This window comes from Tardiphaga sp. P9-11 (assembly GCF_008329525.1).
GTDB lineage: Bacteria > Pseudomonadota > Alphaproteobacteria > Rhizobiales > Xanthobacteraceae > Tardiphaga.
In genome coordinates this window covers 568,730-584,235 of sequence record NZ_NPKQ01000001.1, presented here as the reverse complement: position 1 = coordinate 584,235, position 15,506 = coordinate 568,730, and the positions used below count along the sequence as shown (strand labels likewise).

General features: G+C 61.3%; 16 protein-coding genes. 11 read left to right on the top strand and 5 right to left on the bottom strand.

The window, feature by feature from the left end:
- Positions 1–14 precede the first annotated feature (14 nt).
- The 5 genes from ybeY (at position 15) to CIW50_RS02720 (ending at position 4,776) form a co-directional block, all read left to right on the top strand.
- Positions 15–527: an rRNA maturation RNase YbeY gene (gene ybeY, locus CIW50_RS02740; protein WP_149529728.1), complete on the top strand. Its 513-nt coding sequence runs from the start codon at positions 15–17 to the stop codon at positions 525–527.
- 1 nt (position 528) lies between these two features.
- Positions 529–1,644 carry a hemolysin family protein gene (locus CIW50_RS02735; RefSeq protein ID WP_149529727.1) on the top strand — a complete coding sequence of 372 codons (1,116 nt, stop codon included), beginning with the start codon at positions 529–531 and terminating at the stop codon, positions 1,642–1,644.
- Entirely contained in the window at positions 1,641–3,248 is a 1,608-nt protein-coding gene (gene lnt / locus CIW50_RS02730; RefSeq protein ID WP_246664109.1) for an apolipoprotein N-acyltransferase, read from the top strand. Before CIW50_RS02735 ends, lnt begins: the two co-directional genes overlap by 4 nt.
- Before the next feature lie 274 nt (positions 3,249–3,522).
- Complete coding sequence (locus CIW50_RS02725; RefSeq protein WP_068730045.1) at positions 3,523–3,939, top strand: helix-turn-helix domain-containing protein; 417 nt, start codon at positions 3,523–3,525, stop codon at positions 3,937–3,939.
- Between the two features lie 78 nt (positions 3,940–4,017).
- Positions 4,018–4,776, top strand: coding sequence for a tRNA (guanine(46)-N(7))-methyltransferase TrmB (locus CIW50_RS02720; protein ID WP_149529726.1), 759 nt, complete (start codon positions 4,018–4,020; stop codon positions 4,774–4,776).
- A gap of 15 nt (positions 4,777–4,791) precedes the next feature.
- Here the strand turns inward: CIW50_RS02720 and CIW50_RS02715 are convergent, their stop codons facing one another.
- Positions 4,792–5,793 carry a 2-hydroxyacid dehydrogenase gene (locus tag CIW50_RS02715; RefSeq protein WP_149529725.1) on the bottom strand — a complete coding sequence of 334 codons (1,002 nt, stop codon included), beginning with the start codon at positions 5,791–5,793 and terminating at the stop codon, positions 4,792–4,794.
- Positions 5,794–6,017: 224 nt separating this feature from the next.
- Between CIW50_RS02715 and CIW50_RS02710 the strand changes: the two genes are divergently transcribed.
- Positions 6,018–6,545, top strand: coding sequence for an SH3 domain-containing protein (locus CIW50_RS02710; RefSeq protein WP_149529724.1), 528 nt, complete (start codon positions 6,018–6,020; stop codon positions 6,543–6,545).
- Positions 6,546–6,565: 20 nt separating this feature from the next.
- The gene (locus CIW50_RS02705; protein ID WP_246664107.1) at positions 6,566–7,339 is read left to right on the top strand and encodes an SGNH/GDSL hydrolase family protein; all 774 of its coding nucleotides are present in this window, start codon (positions 6,566–6,568) and stop codon (positions 7,337–7,339) included.
- A gap of 22 nt (positions 7,340–7,361) precedes the next feature.
- Here CIW50_RS02705 and irrA read toward each other — a convergent pair whose 3' ends face one another.
- Positions 7,362–7,850 (bottom strand): iron response transcriptional regulator IrrA, encoded by a 489-nt coding sequence (gene irrA / locus CIW50_RS02700; protein ID WP_149530379.1) that lies wholly within the window; start codon positions 7,848–7,850, stop codon positions 7,362–7,364.
- Between the two features lie 309 nt (positions 7,851–8,159).
- Between irrA and fabA the strand changes: the two genes are divergently transcribed.
- From fabA to fabI, 3 genes are all read left to right on the top strand, one after another.
- Positions 8,160–8,699, top strand: a complete 540-nt coding sequence (fabA, locus tag CIW50_RS02695) for a bifunctional 3-hydroxydecanoyl-ACP dehydratase/trans-2-decenoyl-ACP isomerase (protein ID WP_502707347.1) — start codon at positions 8,160–8,162, stop codon at positions 8,697–8,699.
- 82 nt (positions 8,700–8,781) lie between these two features.
- Positions 8,782–10,008: a beta-ketoacyl-ACP synthase I gene (gene fabB, locus CIW50_RS02690; RefSeq protein WP_149529722.1), complete on the top strand. Its 1,227-nt coding sequence runs from the start codon at positions 8,782–8,784 to the stop codon at positions 10,006–10,008.
- A 4-nt stretch (positions 10,009–10,012) separates the two neighbouring features.
- Positions 10,013–10,819 (top strand): enoyl-ACP reductase FabI, encoded by an 807-nt coding sequence (fabI, locus tag CIW50_RS02685; RefSeq protein ID WP_149529721.1) that lies wholly within the window; start codon positions 10,013–10,015, stop codon positions 10,817–10,819.
- A gap of 6 nt (positions 10,820–10,825) precedes the next feature.
- Here fabI and CIW50_RS02680 read toward each other — a convergent pair whose 3' ends face one another.
- Both CIW50_RS02680 and katG read right to left on the bottom strand, forming a co-directional pair.
- Entirely contained in the window at positions 10,826–11,431 is a 606-nt protein-coding gene (locus CIW50_RS02680; protein WP_149529720.1) for a glutathione S-transferase family protein, read from the bottom strand.
- Between the two features lie 246 nt (positions 11,432–11,677).
- A complete protein-coding gene (gene katG / locus CIW50_RS02675) occupies positions 11,678–13,882 on the bottom strand; it encodes a catalase/peroxidase HPI (RefSeq protein WP_149529719.1) in 2,205 nt (734 codons plus the stop codon).
- Between the two features lie 237 nt (positions 13,883–14,119).
- Here katG and CIW50_RS02670 point away from each other — a divergent pair, with 237 nt between their 5' ends.
- Positions 14,120–15,025, top strand: coding sequence for a LysR substrate-binding domain-containing protein (locus CIW50_RS02670; protein WP_149529718.1), 906 nt, complete (start codon positions 14,120–14,122; stop codon positions 15,023–15,025).
- Positions 15,026–15,104: 79 nt separating this feature from the next.
- Here CIW50_RS02670 and CIW50_RS02665 read toward each other — a convergent pair whose 3' ends face one another.
- Positions 15,105–15,476, bottom strand: a complete 372-nt coding sequence (locus CIW50_RS02665) for a ComEA family DNA-binding protein (protein ID WP_149529717.1) — start codon at positions 15,474–15,476, stop codon at positions 15,105–15,107.
- Positions 15,477–15,506: the final 30 nt, after the last annotated feature.

The window sequence follows — 15,506 nt, the reverse complement described above, 5'->3', positions numbered from 1 at the left end:
GAAGTTCGATACCGATGCCGACCTATTCATCTCCCGCGACAGAGGTTCTCGTTGTCGCCGATTGCTGGTCTGTGGAGGCCGATGCCGACGCTGTGATCCACCGCGCCATCGAAGCTGCCGCCGCCATGATCGATACCGATACGGCCGACGCCGAACTCGCCATCATGCTCACTGACGACGCCGGTATCCGCACACTGAACCAGAACTGGCGTGGCATCGACAAGCCGACCAACGTCCTGTCATTCCCGGCGCTGCAGCCACCCGAAGGCGCGGACGAGCCCGACGACATGCCGCGCATGCTGGGCGACATCGCCATCGCCTACGAGACGACGCGCCGCGAGGCTGACGAGGAAGATAAGGCCTTCGCCAACCATCTCAGCCATCTTGCCATTCACGGCTTTCTGCATCTCGTCGGCTACGACCATGAGAAGGACGATGAAGCCGAAGAGATGGAAACGCTGGAACGCGAGATCCTGGCGACACTCGGGATCCCGGACCCCTATGCAAATCAGGATCGGGTGACCTGAGATGCCGGACGGCGACACTAGAAGCGATCATTCGAAGACCTCAAGCAATCTGCCTGCGGTGGTTCACGACGGCGAGGTCATGCGCCCGACGTCGGAGACCTGGCTAACCCGCGCGATCCGCTCGCTGTTCGGCTGGAAGCCAGGCTCTGTGCGTGCCGACCTGCAAGTCGTACTCGACGCCTCCGCGCCGGACGAGACCGGCTTCTCCACCATCGAGCGCACGATGTTGCGCAACATTCTCGGCCTCAACGAGCGCCGCATTGCCGATGTCATGATACATCGCGCCGATATCGTTGCGGTGAAGCAGGACATCTCGCTCGGCGAACTCATGGGCCTGTTCGAGAGCGCGGCCCATTCGCGCCTCGTCGTCTTCAACGAAACCCTCGACGATCCCGTCGGCATCGTCCATATCCGCGACCTGCTGGCCTACATGACGGCGCGCGCGCGCATCGAGGTGCCATCCAAGGCAAAGCGCAAGAAGGTGCTACCCGCAGGCCTCGATCTGCGCTCCGTCGATCTGGCACAAACCGTGGTTGAGACCGGCATCATCCGCAAGCTGCTTTACGTGCCACCATCGATGCGTGCGATCGACCTGCTCGCTCAGATGCAGGCGGCGCGTATTCATCTTGCACTCGTTGTCGACGAATATGGCGGCACCGACGGCCTTGTTTCGATCGAGGATATCGTCGAGCAGATCGTCGGCGAGATCGACGACGAACACGACAGCGACGAGCCGCCATCCATCGTCAGACAGGGCGATAGCTTCATCGCCGATGCCCGCGCCAGCCTCGATGATGTGCGCGCCATGATCGGCGAGGAGTTCGAGACGGGCGAAGACGGCGAGGAAGTCGAGACTCTCGGCGGATATCTCGTCACCCATGTGGGGCGGCTGCCCGTGCGCGGCGAAGTGATTTCCGGTCCCGGCAATTTCGAAATCGAAGTGCTCGATGCCGATCCGCGCCGCGTCAAGCGTCTGCGTGTGGGTCCGCGCAAGGAACGACCTGCGCCGCGTACGCGCGAGCCTCGCCGCCGCGATGCAGCGTCTGATACCGGCGCAGCACCGTCCAGTGACAATCTGAATACGCCTCCATCAGGCGACAGCGCGGGAACGCCGTGACATCACGCAGCCTGCGCTCGGTCGCGCTCAGCATTATTCTCGCATGGGGTTGGAAGCGCGCAGGCATTGCGCTACTGGCCGGCGCAGTGTCGTCGCTGGCGATGGCGCCATTCAATGCTTGGCCGGTGCTGTTCATCACCTTCCCCGTCGTGGTCTGGCTGATCGATGGCGCTGCGGCCGGCAAGATGCGCGGCATTCCTGCGGCCGCCATGGCTGGCTGGTGGTTCGGCTTCGGCTATTTCGTGCCGGGCCTGTACTGGATCGGCTACGCGTTCCTCGTCGACGCGCAGACCTTTGCATGGCTCCTGCCCGCCGCGATCTGCGGCCTACCCGCTTATCTCGCCCTGTTCACCGCGATCGGTTTCGCACTGGCCCGCTTGCTCTGGACCAAGGATGTCGCGCGCATTTTCGCACTCGCCGCCAGCCTGACGATCGGCGAATGGCTGCGCGGCCATGTGCTTACGGGCTTTCCCTGGAACGCTTTCGGTTATGCCCTCACCGAACCGCTCGCGCTGGCGCAGAGCGCGTCGCTGGTCGGTCTGTGGGGACTGACATTTGTCGCTGTGGCGATCTTCGCATCGCCAGCGGTGCTGATCGACGGACGCTCGCGTACGCAGCGGCCATGGCTTGCCCCGACGCTTGCGCTGGTGCTGCTCGTCGTGATGGGCGCCTATGGCATGGCCCGGCTGTCGCGTACACCGACGCAGCTCGTCGCCAATGTGAAGCTGCGCATCATGCAGCCGAACCTGTCGCAGGACACACGTTTCAACTATTCCGCCAAGGCGGATGTCATGAGCAGATACCTTGCGCTGTCGGACCGCGCGACGGGTCCGCAGAATTCAGGCGTGGGCGCAGCCAATATCCTGATCTGGCCGGAATCCGCTTTCCCGTTCTTCCTGTCGCGCGAACCCGATGCGATGGCGCAGATCGCCAATCTGCTGCCGAAGGGCACCGTGCTGGTCACGGGCGCGGTGCGACCGCCCGACGCGCCGCTCGGTGTGCGCATCACGCAGGCGTATAACTCTATCTATGTGATCGACCATGACGGCAGCATCCTGTCGACCTACGACAAGCTGCATCTGGTACCGTTCGGCGAGTACCTGCCATTCCAGAGCTTCATGGAGAAGATCGGTTTCCAGCAACTGACCAAAGTCCACGGCGGCTTCATTCCCGGCACCCGTCGCAAGCCGATGGACATTCCCGGCGCGCCGCCCATGCTGCCGCTGATCTGCTACGAGGCGGTTTTCCCGGACGATATCGCCACACGTAACGATCGGCCGGGCTGGATCGTCAATCTCACCAATGATGGCTGGTTCGGCATTTCCACCGGCCCCTATCAGCACCTGCAGCAAAGCCGCGTCCGTGCCATCGAGGAAGGCCTGCCGCTGGTTCGTGCTGCGAACACCGGCATTTCGGTCGTAGTCGACCCTGTCGGCCGCATAATCGCGCGGCTCGATCTCGGCGTCGAAGGCGTGCTGGATTCGGCATTGCCCGCGGCGATTCCGCCGACGGTCTACTCGAGAATCGGCGATATTCCCGCCGCGATGTTTGTCGCGCTCGCGATTATTTTCGCTGTCCGGCGGCGTGCGAAGACGCATCATTAGCTTGATACCTGAAGCGTTTGATATAGTTTGTGCGCCAGCTTTCGCCGCCTACCGAACAACCTGTCCGAGGTGATTGCTTTTTAAGCTAGCTTTGTAAGCTTTATTTCTCACCTATTGAGAAATAAAGGTACGGTGGCTTAAATTTTCCGCTTAGGAAAATTTGCGCGGTTGTTATAATCCACTAGGATACCTTTAGTTACAACCGAAGCCGCCCTAAATGACGGATTGCCACGCATGATCCGTCTCCCCTTGATGTGATCCAGGAGTAATTGAGATGTCGACGAAAGCGCCCAATCCTGTTGACAAGTATGTCGGCAGCCGTGTGCGCATGCGGCGCATTATGCTCGGCATGAGTCAGGAAAAGCTGGGCGAAGCCCTCGGTCTGACGTTTCAACAAGTTCAGAAATACGAGAAGGGCACCAACCGCGTCGGCGCCAGCCGGCTGCAGCAGATTTCGGAAATTCTGCAGGTCCCCGTCTCGTTCCTGTTCGAAGGCGGCCCCGGTGCAATTCACAACGGCGAAGGCTTCGCTGAAGCTTCCTCACCTGCCTATGTCTCCGACTTCCTCGCCACGTCCGAAGGCCTCGCTCTGACCCGCGCCTTCACGCGTATCACCGATGCCAAGCTCCGCCGCAGCATCGTCGACCTGGTCGAACAGATCGCCTCGCGCGAAGCCCCGGATCAGCGTTAAAATCACGGTAGTTCCAACGGAAATTCGTCATCGCGCCTGATGGCGCCGATAGCGTTTCAGCTGTATCACTCGCGCGCGATGACCACAGCCAATTCCAACCATAACGATCACGATGCCCCCGCTAATGCGGAGGCGTCCACGCATGCCGAGAGCGGCCACTACACCGGCTCGTTCTTCGGACGTCGCAAGGGCCACAAGCTGCGCGACCATCAGGCCGACCTGATGGCGACACTGTTGCCGGCACTCACCGTCGACATTGCCCATCCGGCGCCTGACGATATCCGCACGCTGTTCGGCACTGACGTCGAGACCGTGCGTCTGGAGATCGGCTTCGGCGGCGGCGAACATCTGGTCGCGGAAGCGCTGGCGCATCCGCATATCGGCTTCATCGGCTGCGAGCCTTACGTCAACGGCATGGCGAAGATTCTGACGCAGATCGAGGCGCAGAATATAGGCAACATCCGCCTCGTCGCCGGCGATGCCGCCGAGCTGCTCACATGGGCGCCAGCGCAATCGCTGTCGCGCATCGACCTGATTCATCCGGATCCGTGGCCGAAGAAGCGTCACTGGAAACGCCGCTTCGTACAGGATGCGACACTCGCTGCGATGGCGCGCGTGCTGAAACCTTCCGGCGAATTTCGTTTCGTGCACGACATCCCGGATTACGTCGCGTGGACGTTGTGGCATGTCTCGCGATCGCCGGATTTCGCCTGGACCGCGGAACGCGCCGACGACTGGCGTTTGCCATGGCCGAACTACACGATGACGCGCTACGGCCGCAAAGCCACGCGCGAGGGCCGCATAGCGGCCTATCTCATCTTCAAGCTGATCTCGTAAAGTAAGCGCGCAGCCTTACAGCATCGCCGGCAGCACGCGATCCGGTGGCTTGTGATTGTCGAGAAAGGCGCGGATGTTGATGATGACCTTCTCGCCCATCTCGACACGGCCTTCGATCGTCGCCGAGCCCATATGCGGCAACAATACCACCTTGCCGGCGCGCGCGAGCCGCACCAGTTTCGGACTCACCGCGGGCTCATGTTCGAACACATCGAGCGCGGCACCGGCGATGTCGCCCGACTCGATCAGCTTGATCATCGTCTCTTCGTCGATCACCTCGCCCCGCGCGGTATTGACGATATAGGCGTCCTTGCGGATCAGCTTGAGACGACGTGCTGACAACAGGTGGAACGTTGCCGGCGTATGCGGACAGTTCACCGAGATGATGTCCATGCGCGCCAGCATCTGGTCGAGCGAGTCCCAATAGGTTGCACCGAGTTCTTCGGCGATCTTCGGAGCGACAGGCTTGCGGTTGTGATAGTGAATCTGCAGCCCGAAAGCGCGGGCGCGGCGCGCAACGGCCTGGCCGATGCGGCCCATGCCGATGATGCCGAGCCGCTTGCCGCCGAGCCGCCTGCCCAGCATCCAGGTCGGCGACCAGCCGGGCCAGTCCTTGCCCTCGGTCAGGATCGAGGCGCCCTCGATCAGCCGACGCGGCACCGCGAGGATCATCGACATGGTCATGTCGGCGGTGTCTTCGGTGAGCACCTTCGGCGTGTTGGTGACGGTGATGCCGTGGGCATGGGCGGCGGTGACATCGATATTGTCGACGCCGTTGCCGAAATTGGCGATCAGCTTGAGCTTGCAGTCGGGATGATCGAGCAGTTCCTTGGTGATTTCGTCGGTGACGGTCGGCACCAGCACGTCGGCGGTGCGGGTCGCTTCGGCCAGTTGCTCGGGCGTCAGAGGTATGTCGTCGAGATTGATGCGCGCGTCGAACAGTTCGCGCATGCGGGTCTCGATGGAGTCCGGCAGCTTGCGCGTGACGACGACGAGAGGCTTTTTCTTGACCGACATGTCCTGCTCACTCGCGCTTTGGCTAATCCGTTCAGTCCGCATTAACCCGGTTGTTCGAAACTGCCGCAGCTGCGAATTCACCGTTTCCTCGGGTTCCCCGACACCCTTTTTGGTGCCTTGGCCTTGGGTCCTCTCTAGCAGAAGACCGAGCCAAAACAAGAACCCAACAGATGCGTGCGACGCGGCGACACTTGCGTTCTTTGGATTGGGTTGAGGTGGGTTTGATGGCGTTCCGGCGGTTTGCGTATGCGATGTTGGCGATGGTCACCCTGATCGCGGCAGCAATCGATCCGGCTCTCGCCGCCAAGGACACGCCGCTGGGCGCCAGCGGCCTGCCAGTGCCGCGCTATGTCAGCCTGAAGTCGGACCACGTCAATGTCCGCGCCGGCCCCACCAAGGACAATGATGTCGCCTGGGTCTATACCCGTTCCGGCCTGCCGGTCGAAATCACGGCCGAATACGAGAACTGGCGCCGCGTCCGCGATTCCGAGGGGGCCGAAGGCTGGGTCTATCATTCGCTGCTGTCCGGCCGCCGCACCGCGGTCGTGACCATGAAATCCAAGGACGAGCTCGCCTCGATCTATGACAATCCGGACGCCACGAGCGCCGTCGCAGCGCGGCTGCAGGCCGGCGTGGTGGCGCAGGTAAAGCGCTGCAGCAATGGCTGGTGCCGGGTGATCGGCAACGGCTTCGATGGCTGGATCGAACAACAGCGGCTATGGGGCGTCTACGCCGACGAGAAGGTGAACTGAGCGCATCCCGCATCAGGAGCTTGGCCCACGTCGGCGCAGTGATCGCCGTGGCAGCGCTGTCATGGTCCGGCCCGGCATACGCGCAATCCGCCACTGAAACCTGCCTCGCTGTGGATCAACGGCTGTCAGCGGATGCGACCCTTTCGCACACTGCAGCTGCACTCAAAGCCAATGGCCCGCTCAAGATCGTCGCCATGGGCTCGTCCTCGACGCTGGGCCTGTGGCAATCAGATCCTGCAAAAACCTATCCCGGCATGCTGCTGAGCGAGCTCAAGCGCCTCAAGCCGGAGCTGCGACTGGAGATCATTAATAGCGGGCGGAACGCCGACACGATCCCCGGCAACATCGCCCGCTTCGACCGCGACGTGCTGGCGCATCGGCCAGATCTGGTGATCTGGCAGATCGGCACCAATGACGTGACTTGGCTGCAAAGCGCGGACAGCCTGACCAGCAGGATCGTCGAGGGCATCCGCCTGCTGAAGGCGGATGGCGCCGACGTCATCCTGATGGATCAGCAATACGCGCCGGTCATTCTCGCATCGCAATATTCCAAGATGCAGGCGAGCATAGCTGAGGCCGCCCGGCAGGAACGGGTGCCGCTATTCTCGCGCTTCGAGCTGATGCGTCGTGCAGTTGACGCAGGGATCTCCATGAGCGCGCTGACGGCCTGGGACGGACTACACAATTCCGCCGCCGGCTACGAATGCACAGGACGTGCACTGGCCCGTGCTATCGTGGCAACAGCTGCAATTGGCGAGCAAACGCCAGCGAAACCGGTTCGGCGGCGCAAATAACTTCGGAACTTGGATGAAACCGTTAGCGCTTCTTGCGCAGACGGACGACCATGTCGATGCGGCTGATCTCGAAGCCCTCTGGGACTTCCGGCATCTTGGTCAGCACGAGGTTCTGATCCGGAATATCGACCAGCTCGTGATTATTCTCGAGATAGTAGTGGTGATGCGACGTTACGTTGGTATCGAAATAGGTCTTCGTACCATCGACGCTGACCTGACGGAGCAGGCCGGAATCCGTGAGCTGATTGAGCGTGTTGTAAACGGTGGCAAGCGACACCGGCACCTTGGCGTGGGTCGCTTCCTCGTAAAGCATTTCCGCGGTGAGATGGCGCGCGCCCTTGCCAAACAGCAGCCAGCCCAGCGCCATCCGCTGACGGGTGGGACGCAGGCCGACCGACTGCAGCATCTCGTTGACGTCATGCCACGGGCAACCCGTCAGAGCCGGCTGGCGGCCATGATTGATTTCCGCAACCGCAGCTGCGTCATCCAAAACTGAAACGCTGTCGCTCATATCCACGTCAGTAATCCTGCCGTTCATACTCAAAAAGAACACTGAATTAGCCTTCTATTATAGAAAGCCGGGGCCTTAGATGCAAGGTTTTCGCAACTAGGAGCCATGCATCAGAAGGGAAGCTTCCGTGGTGCATCGCAACATGGTCAATAACCCACCAAAAGCAGGCGATCGGCCGCTTTGCCGCCCCCTTAGCCTATGATAGAGAGCGCCCAACCGGGGCAAGTTCCCGCGTCATTTGGAACAATTCTATATGCGGCGACTCGACCCCCGGGTAGCCACCACCATCGATGGACCCAGAAAGCCGGCATGATCCAGGAACAACGCAACAGCTACGCATATGAAGACCTGCTGGCCTGCGGCCGCGGCGAGCTGTTCGGGCCCGGCAACGCGCAATTACCACTGCCGCCAATGCTGATGTTTGATCGCATCACCGAGATCACCGCAGATGGTGGCGAATTCGGAAAAGGTCTCGTTCGTGCCGAACTCGACGTCAATCGGGACCTCTGGTTCTTTGCCTGCCACTTCAAGGGCGATCCAGTGATGCCGGGCTGCCTCGGCCTCGATGCCATGTGGCAAATGGTCGGATTCTTTCTGGGCTGGTCCGGCGGTATCGGCCCTGGACGCGCGCTCGGACTTAGCGAGCTGAAATTTTCCGGCCAGGTTCTGCCTGGTGTCAAAAAGGTCGTGTACACCATCGATATCAAGCGGGTGATGCGTTCTAAATTGTGGTTGGGGATTGCTGACGGCTCGCTTTCGGCAGATGGCGAGATTATCTATCGCGCCAAGGACCTGAAGGTCGGCCTGTTCAAGCAGGAAGCGCCTGCCGCATTGCAGCCGGGAACGTAATCTACCGGGTGCTATTCAACGGCGGTCTCCGAGGGGGCGACCGCCAGTTCCATAACAATGTAGTTCAAAGGGCGAGGCGATCATGAGGCGAGTTGTCGTCACGGGGATGGGCATTGTCTCATCTATCGGAAACAACACTCAGGAAGTGCTTGCAAGCCTCCATGAGGCAAAGTCGGGCATCACACGTGCCGACAAATACGCAGAGCTCGGTTTCCGTTCGCAGGTGCAAGGCGCACCCACCATCAATCCGGCCGATGTGATTGATCGCCGCGCGATGCGCTTCCTCGGCGAAGGCGCCGCATGGAATCACATCGCCATGGAGCAGGCGATCCAGGACTCCGGCCTCGAAGAGTCGGATATTTCCAACGAGCGCACCGGCATCATCATGGGCTCGGGCGGACCTTCCGCACGCACCATCGTCGAAGCCGCTGACATCACGCGCACGAAGGGTCCGAAGCGCGTTGGCCCGTTCGCGGTGCCGAAGGCGATGTCCTCGACGGCATCCGCTACGCTCGCAACCTGGTTCAAGATCAAGGGCGTGAACTATTCGATCTCGTCGGCCTGCGCGACCTCGAACCATTGCATCGGCAATGCCTACGAGATGATCCAGTGGGGCAAGCAGGACGTCGTGTTTGCCGGCGGCTGCGAAGAGCTCGATTGGTCGCTCTCGGTGCTGTTCGATGCCATGGGCGCAATGTCGTCGAAATATAACGACACCCCATCAACGGCCTCGCGTCCCTATGACGTCAGTCGTGACGGCTTCGTCATCGCTGGCGGCGCTGGCGTGGTCGTCATCGAAGAACTCGAGCATGCGAAAGCACGCGGCGCCAAGATCTACGGCGAGATCATCGGTTACGGCGCCACCTCGGACGGTTACGACATGGTCGCGCCGTCGGGCGAAGGCGCAGAGCGCTGCATGAAGATGGCGCTGGCCACCACCGGCGGCATCAAGATCGACTACATCAACCCGCATGCGACCTCGACGCCGGCCGGCGATCCGCCGGAAATGCAGGCGATCCGCAAGGTGTTCGGCACCGGCGAGAAGTGTCCGCCGATTTCGGCAACCAAGGCCCTCACCGGCCACTCGCTCGGCGCTACCGGCGTGCAGGAAGCGATCTACTCGCTGCTGATGATGCAGAACGGGTTTATCTGCGAGAGCGGCAACATCACCGAACTCGATCCGGTGTTCGCCGACATGCCGATCGTGCGCAAGCGCATCGACAATGTGAAGGTCGGCACGGTGCTGTCGAACTCCTTCGGCTTTGGCGGCACCAACGCCACGCTGGTGTTCAAGCGGATGGATGCATAACGCGATGCAATCACTGATGCAGGGCAAGCGCGGACTGATCATGGGCGTCGCCAATGATCATTCGATCGCATGGGGAATCGCGAAGGCACTCCATGCGCAGGGCGCTGAACTGGCTTTCACCTATCAGGGCGACGCGCTCGGCAAGCGCGTCAAACCGCTGGCAGAATCGCTCAATGCGGATCTGATCCTGCCCTGCGACGTCGAGGACATCGCCAGCGTCGACGCGACTTTCGCTGCGATCAAGGAGAAATGGGGCGGACTGGATTTCCTGGTTCACGCCATCGGCTTCTCCGACAAGAATGAACTCAAGGGGCGCTACGCCGACACCACGCGCGCCAATTTCTCGCGCACCATGGTAATCTCCTGCTTTTCCTTCACCGAAGTCGCCAAACGCGCGGCGGAGATGATGAAGCCCGGCAGCGCCATGATTACGCTGACCTTTGGCGGTTCGACCCGCGTGATGCCGAACTACAATGTGATGGGCATCGCCAAGGCCGCGCTCGAAGCCTCGGTGCGTTATCTCGCCTCCGACTTCGGCCGTCAGGGTATCCGCGTCAATTCGCTCTCGGCGGGCCCGGTGCGCACGTTGGCCGGCTCCGGCATTGGCGATTCCCGCGCGATGTTCGCCTTCCAGCAAAAGCATTCGCCGCTCGGCCGTGGCGTCACCCTCGACGAACTCGGCGGCACCGCACTGTATCTGTTGTCGGATCTCTCCGGCGGCGTCACCGGCGAGACCCACTTCGTCGACTCCGGCTACAACATCATCTCGATGCCGCATCCGGACGCTTTGAAGGCAGATACCGGCGAGTAATTCGCCTTACGTCTTCTCTCCCGACGCGAATTCCATCGCGCGCTGGAATGCCGGACGCGCAGAACAACGATCCAGGTAACGCTCGAAAGCCGGGCGCGACGGCACCATCTTGAAATTACGCACGGCAAAGTTCAGCCCTGAACCGATGGCGATATCGGCGGCAGAGAATTGTGCGCCGAGAATCCACGGACCTTCTTCCAGCGCAGCTTCCAGCACGTCGAACACGCGTTGCGCATCGCCCCAACCAGCAGCGACAGGGTTCAGCTCCATCTTGGTCGCTATCTGTGCGATCGCCGGCTCGATGCAGCCCGGCGCGAAGAACAGCCAATAGAGATATTTCGCGCGATGCGAGTCGCCCAGCGGGGGCGCCAACTTCGCTTCGGGATAGCGCTCGGCCACGTAAGCGCAAATCGCCGCAGCCTCGGCCATGGTGGCATCGCCGTCCTGCAGAGCCGGAACCTTCCCCATCGGATTGACGGCAAGAAATTCCAGCGTGCGCTGCGCACCGGTGGAGATATCCGTCAACACGCGCTCATAGGCGACGCCGGTTTCCTCCATCAACCAAAGCGCCGTGAATGAGCGCGAGCGCGGCGACCAGTAGAGTTTCATCATCTGGAGATCCTCCGGAGAAACATTTCGCCATTTGTGCGGGGATTCGGAGAAAGCTGCAAGACGCAGAGCACTCAGACTGTCTGAAACTCTCATCCCCACAAAAGAGGGGATCCAGTATCCGGCGACGCAATGATGGAGCGTTAACGACAACGTCCACCAGCTCGCCCGAGTGTGTCGCGACGCGACAAGAAAAAGCCCCTGCGACATAATCGCAGGGGCTTTCATATTCACGATGGCGGGCCGAGGTTACTCAGCCGCCTGCAGCGTCGCCTTCTCGACGAGATCGAAGCGATCTGCATTCATCACCTTCGTCCATGCCTTGACGAAGTCCTTCACCAACTTCTGCTTGGCGTCGGCGCTTGCATACACCTCCGCGAAGGCACGCAGCTGCGAGTGTGAACCGAAGACCAGATCGGCGCGTGTACCGGTCCACTTGACCTCGCCGGTCTTGCGATCACGTCCCTCGTACACGTTGTTCGAGCCGTCGATCGCCTTCCATTCCGTGCTCATGTCGAGCAGGTTGACGAAGAAGTCGTTGGTCAACGTCTCCGGTGTCTTGGTGAAGACACCACGCACGGACTGCCCGGAATTCGCACCAAGTACTCGCAGACCGCCGACGAGAACCGTCATTTCCGGAGCAGTCAGCGTCAGCAGTTGTGCGCGATCCACCAAGGATACTTCGGCCGGTACGGCAGACGTGCCCTTGAGGTAGTTACGGAAGCCGTCCGCGACCGGCTCCATCACCTCGAAGGATTCAGCATCGGTTTGCGCCTGCGAGGCGTCGGCGCGTCCCGGCGAGAACGGAACAGTCACATCCACGCCAGCATCCTTCGCGGCTTTCTCGACCGCCGCGCTACCGCCGAGGACGATCAGGTCGGCAAGCGAAACCTGCTTGTCACCAGATTGCGTCGCGTTGAACTCCTTCCGGATTGCATCGAGCGCCTGCAACACCTTGGCCAGCTGTGCCGGCTGGTTGACCTCCCAGTCCTTCTGGGGGGCCAGCCGGATGCGCGCGCCGTTGGCACCGCCACGTTTGTCGCCGCCACGGAAGGTGGAAGCCGAAGCCCAGGCCGTGCTGACTAATTCGGACACAGTCAGACCCGAGGCCAGCAACTTGGCCTTGAGCGCAGAGACGTCGGTGTCGTCGATCAACGGATAGTCAACCGCAGGAGTCGGATCCTGCCAGATCAACTCTTCCTTGGGCACTTCCGGACCGAGATAACGAACGCGCGGTCCCATATCGCGATGGGTCAGCTTGAACCAGGCGCGGGCGAAAGCTTCGGCGAAGGCCTGCGGATTCTGAAGGAAGCGGCGAGAAATTTTCTCGTAGGCCGGGTCCAGACGCAGAGATAGATCCGTCGTCAGCATGGTCGGCTTGTGCTTCTTCGATGGATCGTGCGCGTCGGGGATCACTTCCTCGGCGTCCTTCGCCTCCCACTGGATGGCCCCACCTGGGCTGCGGGTCTGCACCCATTCATATTTGAACAGGTTCTCGAAGAAGTGGTTGCTCCACTGCGCCGGCGTCTGCGTCCAGGTGACCTCAATGCCGCTGCCAACGGCGTCTGCACCGGATCCAGTGCCGTAGTTGCTCTTCCAGCCCAGGCCCTGCGCTTCAAGTCCCGCAGCCTCGGGTTCCGGACCCTTGTGGGATTCAGGCGCGGCGCCGTGGGTTTTGCCGAAGGTGTGACCGCCGCCGATCAGCGCAACGGTTTCCTCGTCGTTCATCGCCATGCGCTTGAAGGTCTCGCGGATGAAGGCGGCGGCAGATACCGGGTCGCCGTTGGCACCGGGACCTTCCGGATTGACGTAGATGAGGCCCATCTCGGTGGCACTGAGCGGAGCTTCGAACTTGTCGAGCGTCCTGTGGGACAACCACGTGGATTCGGGACCCCAGTTCACGTCCTGATCGGGTTCCCAGACGTCGGCACGGCCGCCGCCGAACCCAAAGGTGCGAAAACCCATAGTTTCCAGCGCCACGTTGCCGGTGAGGATCAGCAGGTCGGCCCACGAAATCTTGTTGCCGTATTTCTGCTTGATCGGCCACAGCAGACGGCGCGACTTGTCGATGTTGACGTTGTCCGGCCAGGAGTTGAGCGGAGCGAAACGCTGCTGACCGCGACCGCCGCCGCCGCGACCATCGCTCAGACGGTAGGTGCCGGCAGCATGCCAGGACATGCGGACGAATTGCGGGCCGTAATGACCGAAATCGGCCGGCCACCAGTCCTGCGAGTCGGTCATCAGCTTGCGCAGGTCATTCTTCAGCGCTTCGTAGTCGAGCTTCTTGAATTCCTCGGCGTAGTTGAACGCCTCGCCCATCGGATCGGACAGCGACGAGTGCTGGTGGAGAATCGACAGGTCCAACTTGTTGGGCCACCAGTCGCGGTTGGCCCTGGGAGCCGCCGTATGCACGACGGGGCACTTGCCGGCACTATTCTCATTGGTCGTGTCCATAAGTCTCTCCTTCTGGCAATTTGGAATATGAGCCGTCCCAGGCAATACCGACACACCGGATCGCCTTCAAAAACCCGCTCAAATTTTCCAAAAGCTGTCTAATTTCAATTGTCTGCCGAATTCCTCGGCGAGCTTGGCGCTCACCCTAAACGGATTTCGTGACGAGAGATTGGAAGAATTCTTAGATCAGGTCCAGTCGAATTGTCTTCCCTCCTCGATCAGTTTATCTGATGGGTCATGATCACGCTGCGTCAGCTCCGCTATCTCGCCGCCCTCGCCAAGCACGGCCATTTCGGCCGTGCCGCCGAGGCCTGCAACGTCACGCAGCCTGCGTTGTCGATGCAGATACGGGATCTCGAACGGACACTGGGCGTCCAGGTGGTGGAGCGCCGGCCCGGTGAGGTGATGCTGACCGATGTCGGGCGTGAAGTGGCCCGGCGCGGCGAGGACGTGCTGGCGGCCTCGCGCGATCTGGTCGATTTCGCACGCCATCGCAGCGGCTTGCTGACCGGGCGGCTGACACTCGGCGTGATTCCATCACTTGCGCCCTATCTGCTCCCACGGATCCTGCCGGTGCTGCAGAAGCAGTTTCCGGAATTGCGGCTGGAGCTGCGCGAAACCCAGACCAGGCAACTGGTCGACGATATCAAGTCAGGCGCACTCGATGCCGCGATGCTGGCACTGCCGCTTGGCGAGCCCGAGATCGACACGGCCAAGCTGTTCGACGACCTGTTTCTGCTCGCGGTGCCGGCAGACGATCCCCGCCCCGCCGACAAACGCATCAAGGCGATGGAGATCGACCAGAGCCGGCTGATCCTGCTGGAAGACGGCCACTGCCTGCGCGACCAAGCGCTGGCGTTCTGCGCCACCGCAGCGCGCGGCCATCAGTTCGGCAGCAACGGCATGGCCTTCGCTGCGTCCAGCCTCTCCACAGTGATGCAGATGGTCGCCAGCGGCTATGGCGTGACATTGATCCCGCAAATTGCCGCCGATGTCGAACAGCGCGACCAGCGCGTCAAATTCCTGCGGCTTGAGAATCCGCAGCCCGGCCGCACCATCGGCCTCGCCTTTCGCCGGACATCGCCGCGCAAGGCGGACTTTGCAGCTTTGGGCGACGTGGTGAAAGACAGCGTCATCGGCTGACGATACTCGCCGTCTATAGAAAGAAAACGCATCGGCGCGGTTGCGCCGATGCGTTTCGTAGAGAGTAGAGCGACAGGACTCAGCTCTTCTGCTTGGCGATCACCTTGTCCTTGATGCCATCATAGGTCTTCTCGGGCACGATCTTCTTCTGCACGAGTTCGTCCTTGCCCTTATACGGACGACCTTTGACGATCGCCGCCGAATAGGCCTTGCCGATACCAGGCAACGCCTCGAGCGCCTCGACGGTCGCCGAGTTGAGATCGAGTAGTTCAGCTTTCGGTGCCGGGGCCATCTTCGATTCACTGGCAGGCGCCATCTTGGATGTGGCAGCCGGAGCCATCTTGCCGGCGGGAGCAGCAGGCTGTGGCGACTGCGCCATCGACGGCGCGGATGCGAGCAGACCCAGCGTGAGAACGGCAGCGGTCAAAGTAGCAAATTTGAAATGGCGCATCGATTTGTCCCTCCAAGGACGGTTAAGTAA